12 protein-coding genes are annotated in these 17,914 nt (G+C 60.0%); 6 read left to right on the plus strand and 6 right to left on the minus strand.

The features are described from left to right. The 3 genes from DK366_RS21740 to DK366_RS15775 form a co-directional block, all read left to right on the plus strand. On the plus strand, positions 1-240 hold a 240-nt coding region (locus DK366_RS21740; RefSeq protein ID WP_304529338.1), incomplete at its 5' end, for a hypothetical protein. Positions 241-479: 239 nt separating this feature from the next. After that, complete coding sequence (locus DK366_RS15770; protein ID WP_157956584.1) at positions 480-3,710, plus strand: autotransporter domain-containing protein; 3,231 nt, start codon at positions 480-482, stop codon at positions 3,708-3,710. A gap of 128 nt (positions 3,711-3,838) precedes the next feature. Further along, positions 3,839-4,657, plus strand: coding sequence for a sulfotransferase (locus tag DK366_RS15775; protein WP_109126523.1), 819 nt, complete (start codon positions 3,839-3,841; stop codon positions 4,655-4,657). Between the two features lie 103 nt (positions 4,658-4,760). Here the strand turns inward: DK366_RS15775 and DK366_RS15780 are convergent, their stop codons facing one another. Further along, positions 4,761-5,483 carry an SDR family oxidoreductase gene (locus tag DK366_RS15780; RefSeq protein WP_109126524.1) on the minus strand — a complete coding sequence of 241 codons (723 nt, stop codon included), beginning with the start codon at positions 5,481-5,483 and terminating at the stop codon, positions 4,761-4,763. 1,348 nt (positions 5,484-6,831) lie between these two features. On the opposite strand from DK366_RS15780, the gene DK366_RS15785 reads away from it, so the two are divergent. After that, a complete protein-coding gene (locus DK366_RS15785; protein ID WP_109126525.1) occupies positions 6,832-7,146 on the plus strand; it encodes a hypothetical protein in 315 nt (104 codons plus the stop codon). A gap of 4 nt (positions 7,147-7,150) precedes the next feature. Then, the gene (locus DK366_RS15790) at positions 7,151-8,443 is read left to right on the plus strand and encodes a zonular occludens toxin domain-containing protein (protein ID WP_109126526.1); all 1,293 of its coding nucleotides are present in this window, start codon (positions 7,151-7,153) and stop codon (positions 8,441-8,443) included. A gap of 996 nt (positions 8,444-9,439) precedes the next feature. Here the strand turns inward: DK366_RS15790 and DK366_RS15800 are convergent. The 5 genes from DK366_RS15800 to DK366_RS15820 form a co-directional block, all read right to left on the minus strand. After that, positions 9,440-10,018 carry a cysteine dioxygenase family protein gene (locus DK366_RS15800; protein ID WP_109126528.1) on the minus strand — a complete coding sequence of 193 codons (579 nt, stop codon included), beginning with the start codon at positions 10,016-10,018 and terminating at the stop codon, positions 9,440-9,442. A 396-nt stretch (positions 10,019-10,414) separates the two neighbouring features. Beyond that, the gene (locus tag DK366_RS15805; protein ID WP_109126529.1) at positions 10,415-11,617 is read right to left on the minus strand and encodes a threonine synthase; all 1,203 of its coding nucleotides are present in this window, start codon (positions 11,615-11,617) and stop codon (positions 10,415-10,417) included. Positions 11,618-11,664: 47 nt separating this feature from the next. Beyond that, positions 11,665-12,963: a dicarboxylate/amino acid:cation symporter gene (locus DK366_RS15810; protein ID WP_109126530.1), complete on the minus strand. Its 1,299-nt coding sequence runs from the start codon at positions 12,961-12,963 to the stop codon at positions 11,665-11,667. 26 nt (positions 12,964-12,989) lie between these two features. Further along, positions 12,990-14,606 carry a hypothetical protein gene (locus DK366_RS15815; protein WP_109126531.1) on the minus strand — a complete coding sequence of 539 codons (1,617 nt, stop codon included), beginning with the start codon at positions 14,604-14,606 and terminating at the stop codon, positions 12,990-12,992. 1 nt (position 14,607) lies between these two features. Beyond that, the gene (locus tag DK366_RS15820) at positions 14,608-15,057 is read right to left on the minus strand and encodes a DUF3574 domain-containing protein (RefSeq protein ID WP_109126532.1); all 450 of its coding nucleotides are present in this window, start codon (positions 15,055-15,057) and stop codon (positions 14,608-14,610) included. A gap of 340 nt (positions 15,058-15,397) precedes the next feature. Between DK366_RS15820 and DK366_RS15825 the strand changes: the two genes are divergently transcribed. Next, a complete protein-coding gene (locus DK366_RS15825) occupies positions 15,398-17,848 on the plus strand; it encodes a TonB-dependent receptor (RefSeq protein ID WP_109126533.1) in 2,451 nt (816 codons plus the stop codon). Positions 17,849-17,914 lie beyond the last annotated feature (66 nt).

Here is a 17,914-nt window from a genome sequence, read left to right on the forward strand (position 1 = left end):
GGTGCACTCGCGGCATCGGGGGGCACGGCTATCTGGGCGGTGGCGGTGGCGGGGGTGCAGGCGGAGATGGTGCGAACCTCACTGGCATATCCGGAAATCCAGCCGCTATCGCCAGCAACTTCACTGGCGGCAACGGCGGTAATGGTGGGGCAGGCGGTGGCAATGGCGGCGGTGGTGGCGCTGGAGGAAATGGCGCAACGATCGCGATTGGTGGTTCATTTAGCAGTAGCGGCAGCTTAGCTGGCGGCAGCGGCGGTACCGGTGGAGCAGGTGCCTACAACTGGTACAACTACAGTGTTGCTGGCGATGGTGGGCGCGGCGGTACGGGCGCGAGTTTCGCCCCGGGTGGAGCGTTCAATAACTCGGGCACCATCAGCGGCGGAAATGGCGGTCAAGGTGGCTACAGCAGCTACCAAGGAAGCATCGGTGGAAATGGTGGGGCTGGCGGCTCGGCCGTCGTCTTCAGTGCGAACGGCGCATTGACCATCACCGGAGCGATTGCTGGTGGCCTGGGCGGTGCTGGCGGTGGCGGAGGCTCAGGCGCAATAGGAGGCTTCGGCGGCATCGGAGGTGATGGCGTCACTTTCCTGGCGGGAGGGGCGCTGAGCAATGCGGGCAGCATCGCAGGCGGCAACGGTGGTTATGGTGGTTACGCTGGGCCCAGCAACAACAGTGCTGCCGGCGGCATCGGCGCGTCGTTCGTCGCAGGCGGTTCACTCGATAACAGCGGCACGATTTCGGGTGGTGTCGGCGGCTACGGCACATACAGAGGCCACTACGGCGGCAACGGCGGGAATGGTGGCTACGGTGCCGCGGGCGGGGCAGGCGTGGCGTTTGATCAGGGCGGTTCGCTGAGCAACAGTGGCCTCCTTGTTGGTGGCGCTGGTGGCTACGGCGGCACGGGCGGCATCGGCGGTGTTGCTGGCGTTGGCGGCAGCGGTGGCGCCGGCATCGTGTTTACCAATGGCGGCATGGGGACCAACAGTGTCGCCGGCCAAATTTCTGGCGGTGTCGGCGGCCATGGCGGCTACGGAACGTACGGTGGAAGCGGTCGAACCGGTGGCATTGGCGGAGCGGGCGGTGCTGGCGGAAGCGGCGTCACTGGCTCGGCATTCACACTGACCAACGCGGGCGTCATCACTGGCGGAAACGGTGGCATTGGCGGATCTGGCGGCTCTTACAGTTCGGGCGTGGCTGGCCAAAGCGGGAATGGCACGGGCGGCGTTGGCGGAACGGGTGGTCTCGGCGGTGATGGTGTCAACGCAGCGGGTTTCTCGCTCGTCAACAGTGGCTCCATCTCGGGTGGCAGCGGCGGCGCAGGCGGCCTCGGTGGCGGGGGCGGCTACGGTGGTATCAGCGGTACACCGGGTAATGGCGGTGCAGGTGGTTTGGGTGGTAATGGTGGCCGTGGGATCAGCGGTTCGGCGTTTAGCCTGACCAACAATGGTAGCGTGGCCGGTGGCAACGGCGGATCCGCAGGTACAGCTGGAACTGGCGGAAGCAACGGCAGTGGCGCGCTGGGCAGCGGCGGCGTTGACGGCAATCCGGGCCTTGGTGGGGCCGCCATCAACGGCATGGGCGGTGTCACCATCATCATTGCAGGAAATATTTCCGGTGGCCGAGCCAACGGTGGTGCCGGGACCCTTGCCGATGCCATCGACTTTTCGGGTGGCGGCAACACATTGGTGATTACTGCGGGGGCGGTCATTACCGGAAACGTGGTGAGTACCAGTGGAACAGTGCAGGGCGGTGACACGCTGACGCTCGGTGGTGCAACTAACGCTACGGGTGGAAATAACTTTGACGTCTCCCAGATTGGCTCGGTGGGCAGCGCTGTTCAATATCAGGGGTTTACTGGATACGAGAAAGACGGAGCCAGCACCTGGTCGTTGATAGGCGCCAGTTCTGCCCTCACCCCCTGGACAGTCAAGCAGGGAACGTTGTCGATTGCGGCAGACGCAAGCCTGGGCGCGTCCAGCGGCACGTTGACGCTCGATGGAGGCGTGCTACAAAACACGGCGAGCTTCAGCTCTAGCCGCGCCATCTCCCTAGGTAATGCTGGTGGCGCGTTCGACACCTACGGCAACACGCTCACGTTGAACGGCGTGATTGCAGGTGGCGGCGGTTTGACGGAGCAGGGCGGTGGAACGCTGGTACTGAATGGCATCAATACCTACAGCGGCGGCACCACCATTTCGTCGGGCACGCTGGAGGTGGGCGATAGCGCGCATGAGTCTGCTGCGATCCAGGGCGGTGTAACCGTAAGCGCAAGCGGAACCTTGCGCGGACACGGAACGATCAATGGCGATGTCGCCAGCGACGGCGTGGTCTGGCCGGGGGGCTCAACCGGCGAGCTCACTATCAATGGCAACTACACACAGGGCCCAGGCGGACTGCTGCAGATTGATGTGACACCGGCGCAAACCTCAGAGCTATTAGTCACTGGAACGGCCAGCTTGGCAGGGGCCATCAATCTGATCTACGCGCCCGGCACATACACCAAGGCCGACTTCACAATCCTGCAGGCTAAGGCCATCAGCGGGACGTTTGGCACCACGTCCATCACTGGACTTGCACCCTCTGCACTCAGCCCGCAGCTCGTGTATAGCGGCGGCCAGGTCGTGCTTGAATTGGGCGCGGTCGCGCCGCCCGCAACACCGCCGCCGTCGTCTCCTTCCTCCCCGTCTCAGCCCGTTACGCCACCTCCGGCTACGACGCCAGAACGAATCGCACCGCTGGATGGCGCGCTTTATGGAAATCTGATGCGCGCTGCGAACCTTGCTGACCAACAGGTACTCTCGTCGGCGCTCGATGCTTCGTTAATGGATCTCGATGCAGCGTGTGGCAAAGACGCAAACGCCAGCACGGCCAACCTCACGCACGACGCATGCGGGCCGGATCTTTGGATGCAATACGCGGGTTCCAGTCTGTCATTGACCGGCGACAATGGCGCGAACGCGACGGGCTTCCATCTACTTGCCGGGTCGGACCGTGAGCTGGGGCTAGTGCATGTTGGGTTTGAGGCGGGCCTGGGGCGTATTAATGCCAACGATTCGCTTGGCGGGCGCGGCAATATCGATTCAGCGCACGCAGGCATCTACGCCTTCGGCAATGCTGGCCCATTGGTGTTGTCTGCGACTGTGGATGAAGCGCACGACCACTATCGCGCGGACCGAAGCACCGGTATTGGACGCGCCACAGCGGATACCAGTGGCAACACAACCAGTGCTGGCGTACAAGCATCCTGGCCGATTTCACTGGCCACGTGGCAATGGGAGCCCAAGTTAGGGGCGCTCTATATCCATCAAGGAATGGACGGATTTGAAGAAAGCGTGCACAGCAGCAACTCGCTCGCGCCGGCATTCGCGGTCAGCGGAGCGCGAACGACTTACTCCGAACTGCAACCGTTTGCAGAAGTAGCTTTTGGTCGCGCGTTCCAGGCGGACAATGTTGCTTACATTCCAACTTTCACCGTTGGCTACCGATACGACGCGCGTTCAGTCACATCACCTGCGGTGCGATTGATTGCGCAGGATGGCACGTTGTTTGACTATCCCGGCGCCACTCTGGGCCGAGGAATGGTGACCGCTGGTGCTCACGTCAGTGCACAGGTTGCTACCTCGTGGGATGTCTATTTGAACTATAACGGGCTGTTCGCCAGTCATCTGCATGACAACACGCTGGCGTTTGGCTTCACCAAGCACTGGTAGTTCTATCGAAAGAGGGGTGCCGATTTTTGCTTTGGCGCCCCTCTCGCAGCTCAATCAATGAAGTCGTTGCCGTATTTCCCGAACGCAAACATCAAGAATGCTTCAAGAAACGTAGAGAACATCAGCCCGTGCACCAAAAATTCCACTTCATTTCGGGCCTTCCAAGGTCTGGATCAACGCTCCTGGCAGCACTACTGCGACAAAACCCGCGATTTCACGCAAACATGAGCGGGCCAGTGGGCGGGTTGTTCAACAACTTGATTGGGGAGATGAGCGGACGAAACGAGTTTTCCGTGTTCATAGGCGATGCGCAACGAAAGCGTGTCTTGCGAGGACTCTTCTCCAACTTTTACGAAGACAATCTCGACAAGGACGTTGTCTTTGATACAAATCGCTTGTGGTGCAGCAAGCTCAGGGCGCTGCGCGAACTGCTTCCTGGTGCACGAATTGTCGCCTGCGTTCGGCACGTTCCATGGGTGGTGGATAGCATTGAGCAGCTCGTTCGACACAATGCCTTGCTGCCATCTGCGATATTCAACTTCGTTCCCGGGGGAACCGTTTATTCGCGTGCTGAAGCGCTGGTGGGCGGAGAGGGGCTCGTTGGCTACGCGTATAACGCAGTCAAAGAAGCGTTCTTCGATGAATTCGCTGCAGAGCAACTGATGATCCTGCAGTACGAGACGCTCGTGAATGATCCCGCTCGTGCGTTATCAGCCGTATACGAGTTCATCGGCGAGCCATGGTTTCAACACGACTTCAACAACGTCATCTATAGCGCCAGTGAATTCGACATTCGCGCCGGGACGCCGGGACTTCATGATGTACGTCCCAAAGTTGCAAGGGTCGAGCGGCAAACCATTCTTCCGCCGGACCTCTTTCGCCGATTTGAAAATGATGCTTTTTGGCGCGAACCAGCGCTCAATGTGCGCTCCGTGCGGGGGGTGTGATGCGGCGCTGCCCATGACCGGCTGAGGTGTCCCGCCATTTGCACGGCTCAAAGATGTGGGGCGGATACCATCGATCCGCCTTCACAAGTGGTTGCGACTGGGATCAAGCTGCGGCTTTGCCGACTGAAGCACCGCCATCCACGAACAGCGTTTGTCCAGTGATATAGCCGGCGTCGTCTGACAAGAGGAACGCAATGGCGGCGGCGAGTTCGTCGGGCTTGCCGAGGCGCTTCATGGGGACGAGCGAAAGAAAACGCTGCTCGGCATCGCTTCCTTCGGGAGTGTTTTGGCGAAACAGTTCAGTTTCCGTCGGACCAGGGGCAACCGAATTGACGGTAACGCCTGTTTCAGCCAACTCCAGCCCCCATGTGCGCGTAAAGCTGTTCATCGCGCTTTTTGCAGCGGCGTAGGCTGTGCGCTGCTGCATGCCCAGCGTTACCAGACTTGTGACATTTACCACGCGACCCCAGCCCTTTGCGCGCATCTGCGGAAGAAGGGCTTGCACGGTCTGTATCGTGGGGATCAAGTTCAGGCGCATTGAGGCTTCCAGATCGTCCAGATCCACTTCATCCACTCTGGCCAACTTTACATAGCCAAAATTGTTCACCACGCCATCGAAGGAGAACCGGTTTACCAGCTCGCTCAGTACACGAGCAGTCGCCTCGCGGTCGCCAAGATCAACGGCGACCAATGTGCCAGGAAACGACGGATCATTGGCGTTCCGCGCCAGCCCAACGATGTGGTGTCCGGCAGCGGCAAGGCGATTGGCAACTGCACGGCCAATGCCCTTGGTTGCACCGGTGACAAGAAAAGTCCGCTGAATCATGAAGATCTCCGCGTGAGTCACGTTTGAAAGAAGGGGGCTTATATGCTGCCCTTCATTTCCAGCCATGACATACGGTGTGAGTGACGAACTCGTTCGATAATGTCGAAGGTGTTCATTTGGCCGCGCTCGCGGCAATTTTTACCTGACGCAGAAGTGCGGGTTTCGCTTGGAGCGCTTCAGTCAGGGATTGGTTATCGGTGCATCCTCAGGACGCGACGGATGTCCGCCCTCGACCCGTAGCGGACATTGGCGCAGGGTGATTAGGTCAAGTTATCGGGGGTAGAGGGGGCGCATCGCTGTAACTTGGGCTCCCGGTGGCAGGGGTCAGGGCACTGCAGTCCTGAAGCCGACGATCTGACTTTGCCGTGTGCATCTTGCTTATCCCGCCGGCATTGCTTTCAAGTAAGGCTCGGATTCGCTTAGTCAACGATGAGAAAGAACTACCCAACCCAGACCACTAACAGACTCCTATGCCAAAGGTAGAATCTTGTCCTCGTCGCTCTTTCGGACTGTTTGGCGCGCGTGCCTGTGGGTCCATGTGGCATAAATGGCCAGGCGACTCAAGTCATATCGAAGCGATGGCCGAACGTAGTCATTGAAGCCGACTTTCACCGACGCCTTTCGCTTGTTCCGGGGATCTGATGCGAACCAGTAGACCCTATCCGATGGAGCAGGAGGTACCCACGCGATAAGTCCGGGGGTCCCTGAACCCGACAATGCATCCTTCGTGTCACCGTCCACACTGAGCGAAATGTGCTCTTTTGTCCTCCGTCCGTAAGATGAGCCGCTCTTTACTTGACAACGAAGGGGTATTAGCTCCCCAGGGCGAAAAGCGTTTCGAAAAGTCAGATGCAAATCGACCTTGGCTGCGTCCTCATCCATGGACGCATTGGAAACTTCCCCACAGACAGCAACCCCCAGCAGAGCAGCTGCGCGGCGTGCGCCACCGTCACCAACTTCTTTCGTACTTGCCATTTGTGCTCACATCCATTGATTTCGGTGAAGACGTCAAACCCCAAAAGCCGATTGCTTGGCAATGGGTTGTCTTTCATATATCGCACTCGGATTCTCAAAGATCCAGGGGCGCCGCCATCGGCTTATTAAATTCCAGATGTAGCCTCTGACTCATCGCGCGCAGAGAACCGATTGGACGTTGTTGTCAGGGGTAGGCGGCCGTCTGCTTCCGACCCGTATCGGACATCGCTTGAGACGTTCTTTAGTGCTTGCCGGAGCAGACCTTTGATTTCTACTGCCGGCCTGAGGCTGACGACGTGCTGGATTTGGCGAAGGTCGTCATCTTGATCGTGTGCGCGTACGTGGCTTTTCAGATCGCGCTGGGAGACTCTTGATGGATTGGCTCACCGACATAAAGAACTGGCTGATTTCGATCATCCAGCAGGTGTGGGATGCGATCAGCGGCTTCTATCACGACCTTTCACTGAAGATCGTTAAGGGCTTTCTCGATGCCATTGCGGAGCTAGCCAAAAACATTCCCGTTCCTCAGTGGATGAGCGATTACTCGCTGGGCCATTTGTTCGGACAGCTATCGCCCACGCTGGGTTATTTCGTTGATCGCCTGGGCATTGGCGCTGGTCTCGCTCTGCTTGGCCTTGGCTACACCTTTCGCGTGACGCGAAAGCTCCTCACAGCTTTCCAGTGGTGATCCCATGCTAGCTTTTAACGAAGGCGTCCCTCGCTCTGGCAAGTCGTATGATGCCGTGCTCACCCACATTCTTCCGGCCTTGAAAAAAGGTCGAAAAGTGTTCGCCCGCCTCAATGGTCTGAAGCATGACCTGATCGCCGCGCACCTTGGTTTGCGTGTTGAAGATGTCGAGGCATTGCTTATCCATGTGCCTGAGTCGGACATGCCGCGTATCCAGCAGATTGCCGAACCGAACTCTTTGGTGATCATTGACGAGTGTCACGATTTTTACCCGGCGGGCTTCAAGGCGTTGCCCAAAGACGTAGAGAAGTTCTTTGCCGAACATGGTCATTACGGCATGGACATTCTGCTAATCAGCCAGTGGTATAAGCGCCTGCACACGGCGCTGCGGGCTCGTGTAGAAAGGAAAACGGTTTTCCAGAAGCTCACCGCGGTGGGTATGAAAGGGAAGTATCTGGCCACGTTTTTTCACAGCGTGGCGCCGGATAAGTTCGAGAAGGTGGGCAAGAAAACGAAGACGTACGATCCCGCTATTTTTCCGCTTTATAACGGGTACGTGCCGGGCACCGAGAACACCGAGGTCTATGAGGAAGGCGGCATGAATGTGTGGGCCAGCGTCACGCCCTGGCTCATCATCGCTGCCGTTTTGTTTATTGGCGGTGGTTGGGCGTACTCCCGCTATTTCGTCGCCAAGCCGAAGCCTGCTGCCGAGGCTCCCAAGGCTGCTGCCGTGACGCAGGGTAAACCTGCGGTGGCCGCTACGGGTGTCCCCATTGCCGGGAAGGCCGTTGCTGCTGTGGTGAAGCCGAGGCGTCCGGACATGCCGGCTGAGGCGTCTTACGTGTGGGGCCTGAGTGATCAGGCAAAGCCGCGTCTTGCTGCCGTCGTCGATCTGGGCGACGGGAAATTTGATGGCGTTGTGGAGTGGCGCGCCGATCAGTCGCGCGTTGTGGACCGTTTGACGGTTACCCAGGTGCGTGCGCTTGGTGTCGCCGTGGAGCGAAAGCCCTATGGCATCAAGTTGACGTGGGGAGTAGGGAAGGATCAGCAAACCATGATCGTGACGTCGTGGCCTGTGGACGACGCGAACCGCTACAGCCAGCAGCAGATTGCGGACATTCGTTCCGAGGGCCCGAAGCTCACGAGTTCGATGGGTGGTGATTCGCCTACCGCAAGCGTGAGTGATGCCGGCGGTGGTCGTGCGTGGACGCCCGGCGTGGGCGCGTCGTCGTATCAGCCTCCGGGCGCTAAGTCTTGGAACAGTGACCCTTGGGGCGGCGGCAAAAAGGCGAACTGACGGCTTCTGCTGGACGCATGTCCGGTCACGCTCTCGAGAGAGAGTTCGCCTAGTCGGACAATCGCCCAGCCAGGCATTGCGATTAATCCCAGCGGGTGAACATTCCAGCCAAACCCGCTTTTGATACCCTGTCCGCAAGGGACAGGGAGCGGTTATGAGACAGGTGGACGTTGTGTTGAGCTTGTTGACGCTGGTGGCTGTGGTAATGGGCTATTCGGCTTACAGGGCGTGGCACCCTGATTCTGATCCAGTGGCGCAGCCTGCTATCAAGCCTGCTGCCGGTAATCGTCCAGGCGAACAACTTTCGGACGCGGAGCGCGCGGCGCTACAGGCGTTTGCTGATGACGCTGCGGATCGCTTGGTTGATGCGAATACGCACTTGAAGCTTCAGCCGGGTGCAGAGGGCGGTGTGAAGTGCTGGAAAGGTGTGGTCTATCGTCAGACGGGGGGCCGATGGGAGCCAGTTGAGGGCCCGTCTCATTATTTGGCAGGCTGCGAAATTCGAATTGAGCCTGTTCGCCCTGATAGCTCGCAAGCCAGCGAGCAAACGCCCTGAGATTCGTTGGTGTGATCTGGCTCCCTCGGAAGGTTTCGCCGGGTGGAATAAGTCGGTTCTGACGGATACGCCAGCCCGTCCACGGGCCGGCCAAATCGTGACGCGATTCGACTTGATCTTGCAGAAGCTGGGCGATTTGCAGCAGCGTGATAGTCTGGCCGGTAGGCGTTGTGAACTGCTGCAAATCGTTGTCGTATAACCAGTTTAAGCGGGTACGGCGGCGAGGCATTGGCGCTTTCCGTGCGTCAGGGACAGCCAGAAAGCGAGAGCCGTGCCAGCCAGCAGGACGGCCATAAGATTTCGCATAATGTATATTATGTAAAATTGTGGAACCGACGCCAGCGCAGTGCTGGCACGCTACTTGCGATGCTCCGCGCTCTGTTTCGCACGAATGCCTCAAGCGGCGTTCTAATGATGGCCTCGCAGAACTGACCCATAAGTTATGAGGACGCCTTTTCCCTAACTGTCTCGTGCTGCATCCAGGACCACGCGTCCTCAGTGGCATGAAAGCTGCGATAGGCATCTAAACTGCCGCCGTAAACGTGCAGCGTCAGCGCGGCGCGGTTCTTGGAAAAATTACGGCACCGGTGAGCATAGTCTGCGTCGGAGAAGACCAGGTAGTCGCCGACGCCGGCGACAAGCGTCTGTTGCGGCTCCAGATGGATGTCCGGGCTCGGTGTTAGCTTGAACGACTCCACCTCAAGCACGCCATCGAGCACGTATTCCAGGCCCCACAGCCCCTGATGATCGTGGATCGGCGTCGCGTGGCCTGGCGGCCAAAGGATAAGCAGTGCCTCGAAAGCGCCGGGTTCACCCAACGAAATGCGACGGTAAGCCGGCACCGCGCCGTCAACAGACAACTCGCTAGCACGCGGGCAGCCCTCCCAGCTCGACGCCGCCGACAGCGCGCGGCCAACGACGGAAACGTCGGCTTCGTCCTGTGCATTGATGCAGCGACTGATAACGGAAAGAACTCGTTGACCCCATGCCTCAAAGGAGGCGGCGAGCGCGTCGTGCATAGAAGGAACTCTCAATGTTGGCGTACTCGACTCTTAGGCAACCACAGCTTCCGTTAAAAGTCCGCTAGTGGCTTATGCGAATTTCGCAGGCGCCACGGGGGCGGATGCGCTCCTTCCCAACGGCGCTTCGATGCGAAGTCCTCAAAAAAATAAACGGATGGCCATACGGCCATCCGTTTCGCTGGTCGAGCCTCGAGGGGGTACTCGACCGAACGCAGGGCACCTCACCGGTTTTACAACGACGTACGTCCCGAAGAAAATCTGGATCTATAGATACCCCAGCCGGAGGCGAATGAAATCCCCTTGCCTCATGAGCATTGCGCATATCGCTACAACGCCGTGTTATCAGTGGCATCGCAACGCAAGAACACCTCAAATACTTCAGTGCTTACGCAATCACTGGTTCACGCCGTGAGACAGCCCAAGCGCGCTGGCGATCACATCGGTGTACTTGAGCCCCGCCCCCGTATTGAAGATGACGACACGATCGGATGACACCAGATCGCCCGACGCGATCAGTTGCGCATAGGCGGCTGTAGCGGCAGCACCTTCGGGCGAAAGAAAGACACCCTCGTGGCTGGCCCAATCGCGAAGTGATGCAAACGTGTCTTCGTCGGAGACCGCCACTGCTTTGCCACCGGAAGCCCTCAGAATGTCGAGAATGATGTAATCGCCATAAGCCTTGGGCACGCGTAATCCAGACGCAGCCGTGTGCGGGCACTGCCACATGTGGCTGACGCTGGCGCCCTCATCGAACGCTTTCACCACGGGCGCGCACCCCGAGGATTGAATGGCGAACATACGCGGACGCTTGCCGGGTTTCACCCAGCCCAACTGTTCGAGCTCGTCAAAGGCTTTCCACATGCCGATAAGGCCTACGCCGCCGCCCGTGGGATAGAAAACGGCGTCGGGATACTCCCAGCCAAGTTGTTCCACCAGTTCGTAGCCCATGGTCTTCTTGCCTTCCACGCGGAAAGGTTCCTTGAGCGTGGAAATATCGAACCAACCCTCCTCGGCTTTGCGTTCGGCGACGATGCTGGCGCAGTCGGAAATGACACCATCCACCAACGTCACCCTGGCACCATAGGCCGCCGCCTCCACCCGATTGGCCAGAGGAACATCCCGAGGCATGAAGATGTGCGCTTCGATGCCGCTCGCTGCGGCGTAAGCGGCCAGTGCACCCGCGGCGTTTCCCGCGGAAGGAATGGCCAGCTTCTTGAGTCCGTAGTGCCGTGCCATGGACACGGCCAGCCCCAGGCCACGCGCCTTGAATGATCCCGTGGGATTGGCGCCCTCTTCCTTCAAAAAAAGATCGCTGTACCGCTTGCTACGCAACATGGGTGTCCAGCCCTCGCCAAGCGTCACCGGCTCGACATCGGGAAGCACGGCGCGATAACGCCACATACCACGCCACGGCGTGGTGGCATCGCCGGCGCTAACCACGACTTGAGGTGACGTCCCAGCGAGCGGCGTAAGGTCGTAACGCACATACAGCGCGCCTGCGGGTGAATCAGGGCACTGCGTGCACAAGGTTTGCGGCACATCTGCCGGCAGGCGTGTGTGGCAGCGGGAACATTCGAGATAAGCAATGGCAGGCATACGGCCTCGCTAATGGTGAGGATGCGTGTGACAACGCATGGCAATGACTACGTCGACTCGTCCGCTGGCGGTACATCCAGCCGCTTCTCCCAAGAAGAAACGGCTGCGGCCGCGATGGAGTTGCCGACGATATTGGTGGCCGATCGGCCCATATCCAGGATGTGATCCACCGCCAACACCAATGCCACTCCGGCATCCGGCAGATGGAAATGCGGCAAAGTCACCGCGATCACGGCGATGGCCGCGCGCGGTACACCGGCCAAACCTTTGGTGCTGAGCAACAGCAGGCCGAACAACGCAAACAGTTGACCAGCTCCCAGCTCCACGCCATAAGCTTGTGCAATGAAAAGGATGGCGAATGTGCAATACATCATTGCGCCATCGAGATTGAACGAGTACCCCAACGGCAGCACAAAACTGGCGATGCGACGTGGTATGCCGAATGCCACCAGTTGCTCGAGCAGGCGCGGATAGGCCGCCTCTGACGATGATGTGGCAAACGCCAACAACACGGTCTGCCGGATGCCTGCCAGCAAACGCAGGCTGCGCGAACCGATGATCAGGCTGAGCGCACCGAACAAAATCACCCACAGCACGGCGAGCCCGAGATAGAAGCCCGCTACGAATCGCCCGTACGTGCCCACGATGCCGACGCCATGCAGGCAGATCGAGCTGGCCAGTGCGGCGAAAATGGCCAATGGCGCCAACTTCATGATGTAGTCGGTGACCCGGAACATCACTGCAGCGAGCTGCTCGATCCACTCGACCAGCGTAACTACCCGTTCCTTCAGCGACGCGGCAGCGGTGCCAAACAGCAACGAGAACAGCACGACCTGGAGAATCTCATTGTTCGCCATGGCCTCGGCGATGGATCGAGGCACCAAGTGCGCGACGAAGTCGGTAAGCGAGACGCCGCCATTGGACGGGTCATTGGCACCGGTCGTGGCGCCCTGCGCAAAGTCAGGCAAGGCATGCAACGCGGCACCCGGCTGAAGCCAGTGTGCCATCGCCATACCCAGAGCGAGAGAAACGCACGAAGCTGCCAGGAACCACGCCAGTGTCCGCAGCCCTACCCGCCCAATCTCGGCCGCGCCACCCATGCGCGACACGGCGGATGTCAGGGTGGCGAATACCAGCGGTGCAACGATCATCTTGATGAGACGAAGAAAGATATCCGTGATGATCGAAAGACCGGCGGATACATTCGCTGCCTGCGGCGTCGATAACAGCCGGTTGCACCCCCATCCCACGAGAACGCCCAGGACCGTCGCCGCCACGAGCAACAGCGTGGGAGCATGTCTTGCTGCCGCCAGTGAGATTCGCGCCTCAGGCTGAGTCAATGCCATTCTTCCTCATGCGGCAGACGGGATCATCATCCATGCGGTTGGACTCCCTGCCCATTCGCATCGTCGCTCTTGCCAGGCCTGACCGCCGACAACAACAGCAGCACAGCTGCCAACACGACATAGGCGCCGGCAAACTGCCACACCAGGAAGCGCGACGGCGCATCGAGCGACCACGGCGTGTAGATGCCGCCGTCGAGCAGCACCGAATGGATCACGCCAAACAGACTCAACGCGCCACCGAAGATCAGGATGACGGCGGCACGAAGCGTGCGGCCATCGATCAAGGCCACGAGGAAGCTCGCCCAGATCATGGACGTGATGATGAAGCCGTTGCCAAGTACCGTGATGACGGCAAGCTCGGAAATGCCGTTCTGGTGCGCAGCAAACAGCGCGCTGAAGTGTTCGCTTGATACGTACGTGGGGTCACTCAGCTTGATCGTGACCATGCGAGAAATGGCAGGAAAAAAGCTGAATACCACCGCCGCCGCGTATCGCGTTGGCGTGGCCTCAAAGGCCTGCACGGTGATGCCGATCGCAACGAACACCAGAATCGGCGCGAGCACCGATAGGGGCAGCAGCTCGACCAGGTTCGACAGATAACCCAGCACGCCGCCAAGCCCGACCACCAACCCCGTCAGCAGCGTATAGCCACTGCGCGCGCCCATGGCTTTATAGGAGGGCTGGCCGATGTAAGGCGTGGTCTGCGCAACGCCACCGCAGAAGCCGGCAGCCAGTGTTGCCAGGGCCTCCACCAGCAAGATATCGCGCGTGCGGTAGTCGTCGCCTGCCGCGCGCGCACTTTCCGTCACGTTGATGCCACCCACGACCATCAACAGGCCAAAGGGCAAAATCAGCGGCAGATAAGGGGTGGCGGTGGAAAGTCCCCCCGTCCATTGCAGTGTGGGCGTGGGAAAGGCGATACGCCATTGCCACGCGGCGGGCGTGTGATATCCATTGCCCAACAAACCCTGCGATCCCAGCCCGTAATACAGGGCCGTTGCCACCACCAAGGCCACCAGCACGCCGGGCAAGCCAAGCGGCATGCGCGCTCGCGCCACCAGCGCATAGAGAACAATGCCAAGCCCGGCGAACCCGACCACGGGCACCTTGAGTATCTCGATCAGCGGAAGAAATCCCATCAACACCAGGGCAATGCCAGCGATCGAGCCCAGCAGACCCGCGCGCGGCACGTGCCGGCGCACCAGATCGCCGAAGAAAGACAACACAAACTTCAGTACGCCCATGATGACGAGCGCCGCCATGCCCAGTTGCCAGGTGGCGATGGCCGCCGCGTGCTCGTCCAGCCCGCCTTGTTTGAAGCGAAGAAACGCAGGGCCAAGTACCAGCAGCGCCATGCCGATGCTGGTGGGTGCATCCAGACCCAGCGGCATGGCCGTGACATCGTTGCGCCCTTCCCGCCTCGCCAGGCGTCGCGCCATCACCGTATAAGCGAGATTGCCCAGCAGCACGCCCATGGTGGTGCCAGGAAACATACGAAGGAAAACGATATCGGCGGGAAAACCGAAGATGCCGATCAGCGCCGTGGCCAGAAACGCCATGATCGATACGTTGTCGACGATCAAACCAAGAAAGCCGTTGACGTCTCCTGGAGACAACCAGCGTTGCGAACGTGCAGCACTCATCTCAGAACGACACCTCGGCAGACTGAGTCACCCGCAGCACCGATTGATCACCGGTTTTCTGCTTCCACGCGGCGCGAATCGCCTCCACCTTCGCCCGATTCTCCGCGCCGTCAGGATAGTCGATGATCAACAGCTTGGAGCGCAGACGCTCCGGTGTGGACTGGCCTTTGCCCTGCCATTGACCGTAGACATCCAGCACGCTCAGGCCATCAGGGAACCGGGGTGTCACTTCGGTATCGAGGAAGTCGCGCCAACGCTGCTCACTGACGCCACTCGACGGATCGCCGGCAGCCCCCAGTCCGAAATACAGCTTGGTATCCACCCAGCCTTGCGTCTGACCCGGATGCGCCGGATCACCCTGCAGCGTGGCATTGGCAGGACGGCTCGCTGCGACGCAACCGCTTAGCAATGCCGACGCCAAAACCGCCGACGCGAGACGCAAATGATTCATGGCTATTTCCTTATGCGAATTTGGACATCTAGATGGATAGACAGCATTTTCGTTGTCACTGATTCGCAAAGTATTGACAAGATATCTTGCGCGATGCAACAAATAACTACCGGTCGCTGCGCGTGACCGGGCCCACTGCCAGCTGTACCGGGGAAGCAAGTGTGTCGAACACGGTGATCTTGAATCTTGATGACCTGCACACGCCGCATGGCATGACCATGCGGCGATGTTGTTCGGCTTGACGCGCCTCTAGCACCCCGCACTCCAATCTTCTGATCTACGCAACGCGTTGCGGCCCAGCGACCGCGACTGTGGATCGATGCATCCAAAAGGAAATCGTATGTCGACGACTCTCGCCGCGCGTCCGCGCGTCCGCTTGCTGGCCGCCCTTATTGCAGGCTCCCTCGCCTCTCCCTTTGCGCACGCCCAGTCGGCCGATGGCCAGGCCAAGACCCTTGACCAGATCGTGGTTACCGGCGTCAGGGCGAGCAACCGCACGTCGCTGGACTCGCCCGTGCCGGTAGATGTGCTGACGGCGCAGGATTTGCGCAACGCTGGCGCGGTCAATGGCGAGCTGGGCGCGGCGCTTGCGGTGCTGCTGCCGTCGTTCAACTTTCCGCGCCAGTCCAACTCCGGCGGCTCCGATCACGTGCGCGCCGCGCAGTTGCGCGGGCTCTCGCCGGACGAGGTTCTCGTGCTGGTCAATGGCAAGCGGTTCCACACTTCCGCGCTGGTCAACACCGATACAAAGATCGGCAACGGCACCACACCGGTGGATTTCAACGCTATTCCCATCAGTGCCATCAAGCGCATCGAAGTGCTGCGCGACGGCGCGGGTGCGCAGTACGGCTCCGATGCCATCGCGGGCGTTATCAACATCATCCTGAAGGACGCGCCGACCGGCGGCGAAGTCACCGCCGATTACGGTGCGTATCACACGAAATTCCGTCCGACTGACCGCGAGATTACTGACGACCAGGGCGGCTATGCCACCGCCGATTTCGGCACCACACTCGCGGGTAACGGCTTTTTCCACGCGGGCGTTGAAACCAGCCACCATGCGGGCACGAATCGCGCGGGCTACGACACCGTGCCGGACTTCATCGCCGATCAGACCCCGGCGAATCTTGCCCTGCGCGATCAGCGCAACTACGCCGCCGGCGACCCGCCCAACGAGAGCTACAACGGCTGGTTCAACAGCGAGTTGCCGTTGAACGACCACACTCAGGCCTACTGGTTTGGCACCTATACGCAGCGCCACACCATAGGCGACAACTATTTCCGCTATCCGGACAGCGACGCCAACGTGCCGTCGATTTATCCGGATGGTTATCTGCCGCAATCCATCGGACACAACCGCGACGCGCAGACCGCTGGCGGTATCCGCGGCAACTGGGGCGAATGGAACTACGACGGCAGCCTCAACTGGGGGCGAAATGCCTTCGACTACGACCTTCGCGACTCGCTCAACGCATCGCTCGGCGCTGCCAGCCCCACCTATTTCCACATCGGTGACTATGCGTTCAACCAGAGTACGGCCAACTTCGACACGAACCGGCAACTGGAAGTGGCAGGTCGGCCGTTGACGCTCGCCATCGGCGGTGAATACCGCTACGAAGTCTTCCGCACGGGCGCTGGCGATCCGGCATCGTATGCCGTGGGCTCCTTCGATGCACCCGCAGGCGCGCAAGCGGGTGGCGGTTTGCAGCCGCAGGACGCGGCCGATCTCTCGCGTCGCGTGCAGGCCGCCTATGCCGAAGTCTCCAGCGACATCACAGACACATTCTTTGCTGACGCTGCCGGCCGCTACGAACACTACAGCGACTTTGGCGGCAACTGGAGTGGCAAGCTCAGTGCGCGCTGGGAATTCACGCCCGGCTTCGCCTTGCGCGGTGCCGCTTCCAACAACTTCCGGGCGCCATCGCTGAGCCAGATCGGGTACGAAGCCACCACCTCCGGTTATGGCGCAGACGGCAAGCTGGTTACAGGCCGCATCTTGTCGGTCAACGATCCGTTGGCGCGCGATCTTGGCGCGCAACCGCTCAAAGCAGAGAAGTCACGCAATTTCAGCCTGGGTATCACCGGGCAGTTGGGCAATGCCTTCGATTTCTCGCTGGATGCTTACCAGATCGCCATCGACCATCGGGTAACGCTATCGGAGACCATCGACAACGACGGGCTTGAGCAGTACATCCTGCAGAATTTTGGCGTGGCTGGCGTGCAGAGCGTGCAGTTCTTCACCAATGCCGTAAATACCGTTACGCGCGGCGCCGAACTGGTGGGCAACTACCACGCGACGGTCGCCAACGGTTCGCTGCTGCTGACGCTTGCCTACAGCCACAACAACACGCAGATCCGCAGCGTGGAAGCCACGCCGGCAGCGCTCATCGCCGCGGGCGCGGACAATGTGCTGTTCGGCGTCGAAGCGCGCAACACGTTGACCGATGCTGCCCCTCGCCAGCGCGGCACGTTCACGGCCAAATGGGACAATCAGCACTGGGGCTTGCTGGCACGTGTGACGCGCCAGGGCGCCACCACACGTGTCTTTGACTTTGGCGATGGCTACATCCCGACGCAGACCTATGCGCCGCGCTTCCAGCTGGATGCCGAGGTGGAATACCGCGTCACCAATCGCCTCAGCTTCGCGCTGGGCGGCGACAACATCACCAATCAGTACCCCACGCGATCCGATAGCGACATCAACTACGGCGGCAACTTCCCTTACGACGTGATTTCGCCCATCGGCAGCAACGGTGCCTATTGGTACGGTCGTGTCCGCTACGCGTTCTAGCATGGGTATGCGTGCTGGGGCTTTACGGTTGGCAAAGGATGCAGCGCTTACGCCCCCTACTTCCAA

Source organism: Dyella sp. C11 (assembly GCF_003121485.1).
In the GTDB taxonomy this organism is placed as follows: domain Bacteria; phylum Pseudomonadota; class Gammaproteobacteria; order Xanthomonadales; family Rhodanobacteraceae; genus Dyella.

Excerpts from the sequence above, each read along its gene's own strand:
- DK366_RS15780 (WP_109126524.1), bottom strand. The coding sequence starts at position 5,483 with ATGATTCAGCGGACTTTTCTTGTCACCGGTGCAACCAAGGGCATTGGC.
- DK366_RS15785 (WP_109126525.1), top strand. The coding sequence starts at position 6,832 with ATGGATTGGCTCACCGACATAAAGAACTGGCTGATTTCGATCATCCAG.
- DK366_RS15790 (WP_109126526.1), top strand. The coding sequence starts at position 7,151 with ATGCTAGCTTTTAACGAAGGCGTCCCTCGCTCTGGCAAGTCGTATGAT.
- DK366_RS15800 (WP_109126528.1), bottom strand. The coding sequence starts at position 10,018 with ATGCACGACGCGCTCGCCGCCTCCTTTGAGGCATGGGGTCAACGAGTT.
- DK366_RS15805 (WP_109126529.1), bottom strand. The coding sequence starts at position 11,617 with ATGCCTGCCATTGCTTATCTCGAATGTTCCCGCTGCCACACACGCCTG.
- DK366_RS15810 (WP_109126530.1), bottom strand. The coding sequence starts at position 12,963 with ATGGCATTGACTCAGCCTGAGGCGCGAATCTCACTGGCGGCAGCAAGA.
- DK366_RS15815 (WP_109126531.1), bottom strand. The coding sequence starts at position 14,606 with ATGAGTGCTGCACGTTCGCAACGCTGGTTGTCTCCAGGAGACGTCAAC.
- DK366_RS15820 (WP_109126532.1), bottom strand. The coding sequence starts at position 15,057 with ATGAATCATTTGCGTCTCGCGTCGGCGGTTTTGGCGTCGGCATTGCTA.
- DK366_RS15825 (WP_109126533.1), top strand. The coding sequence starts at position 15,398 with ATGTCGACGACTCTCGCCGCGCGTCCGCGCGTCCGCTTGCTGGCCGCC.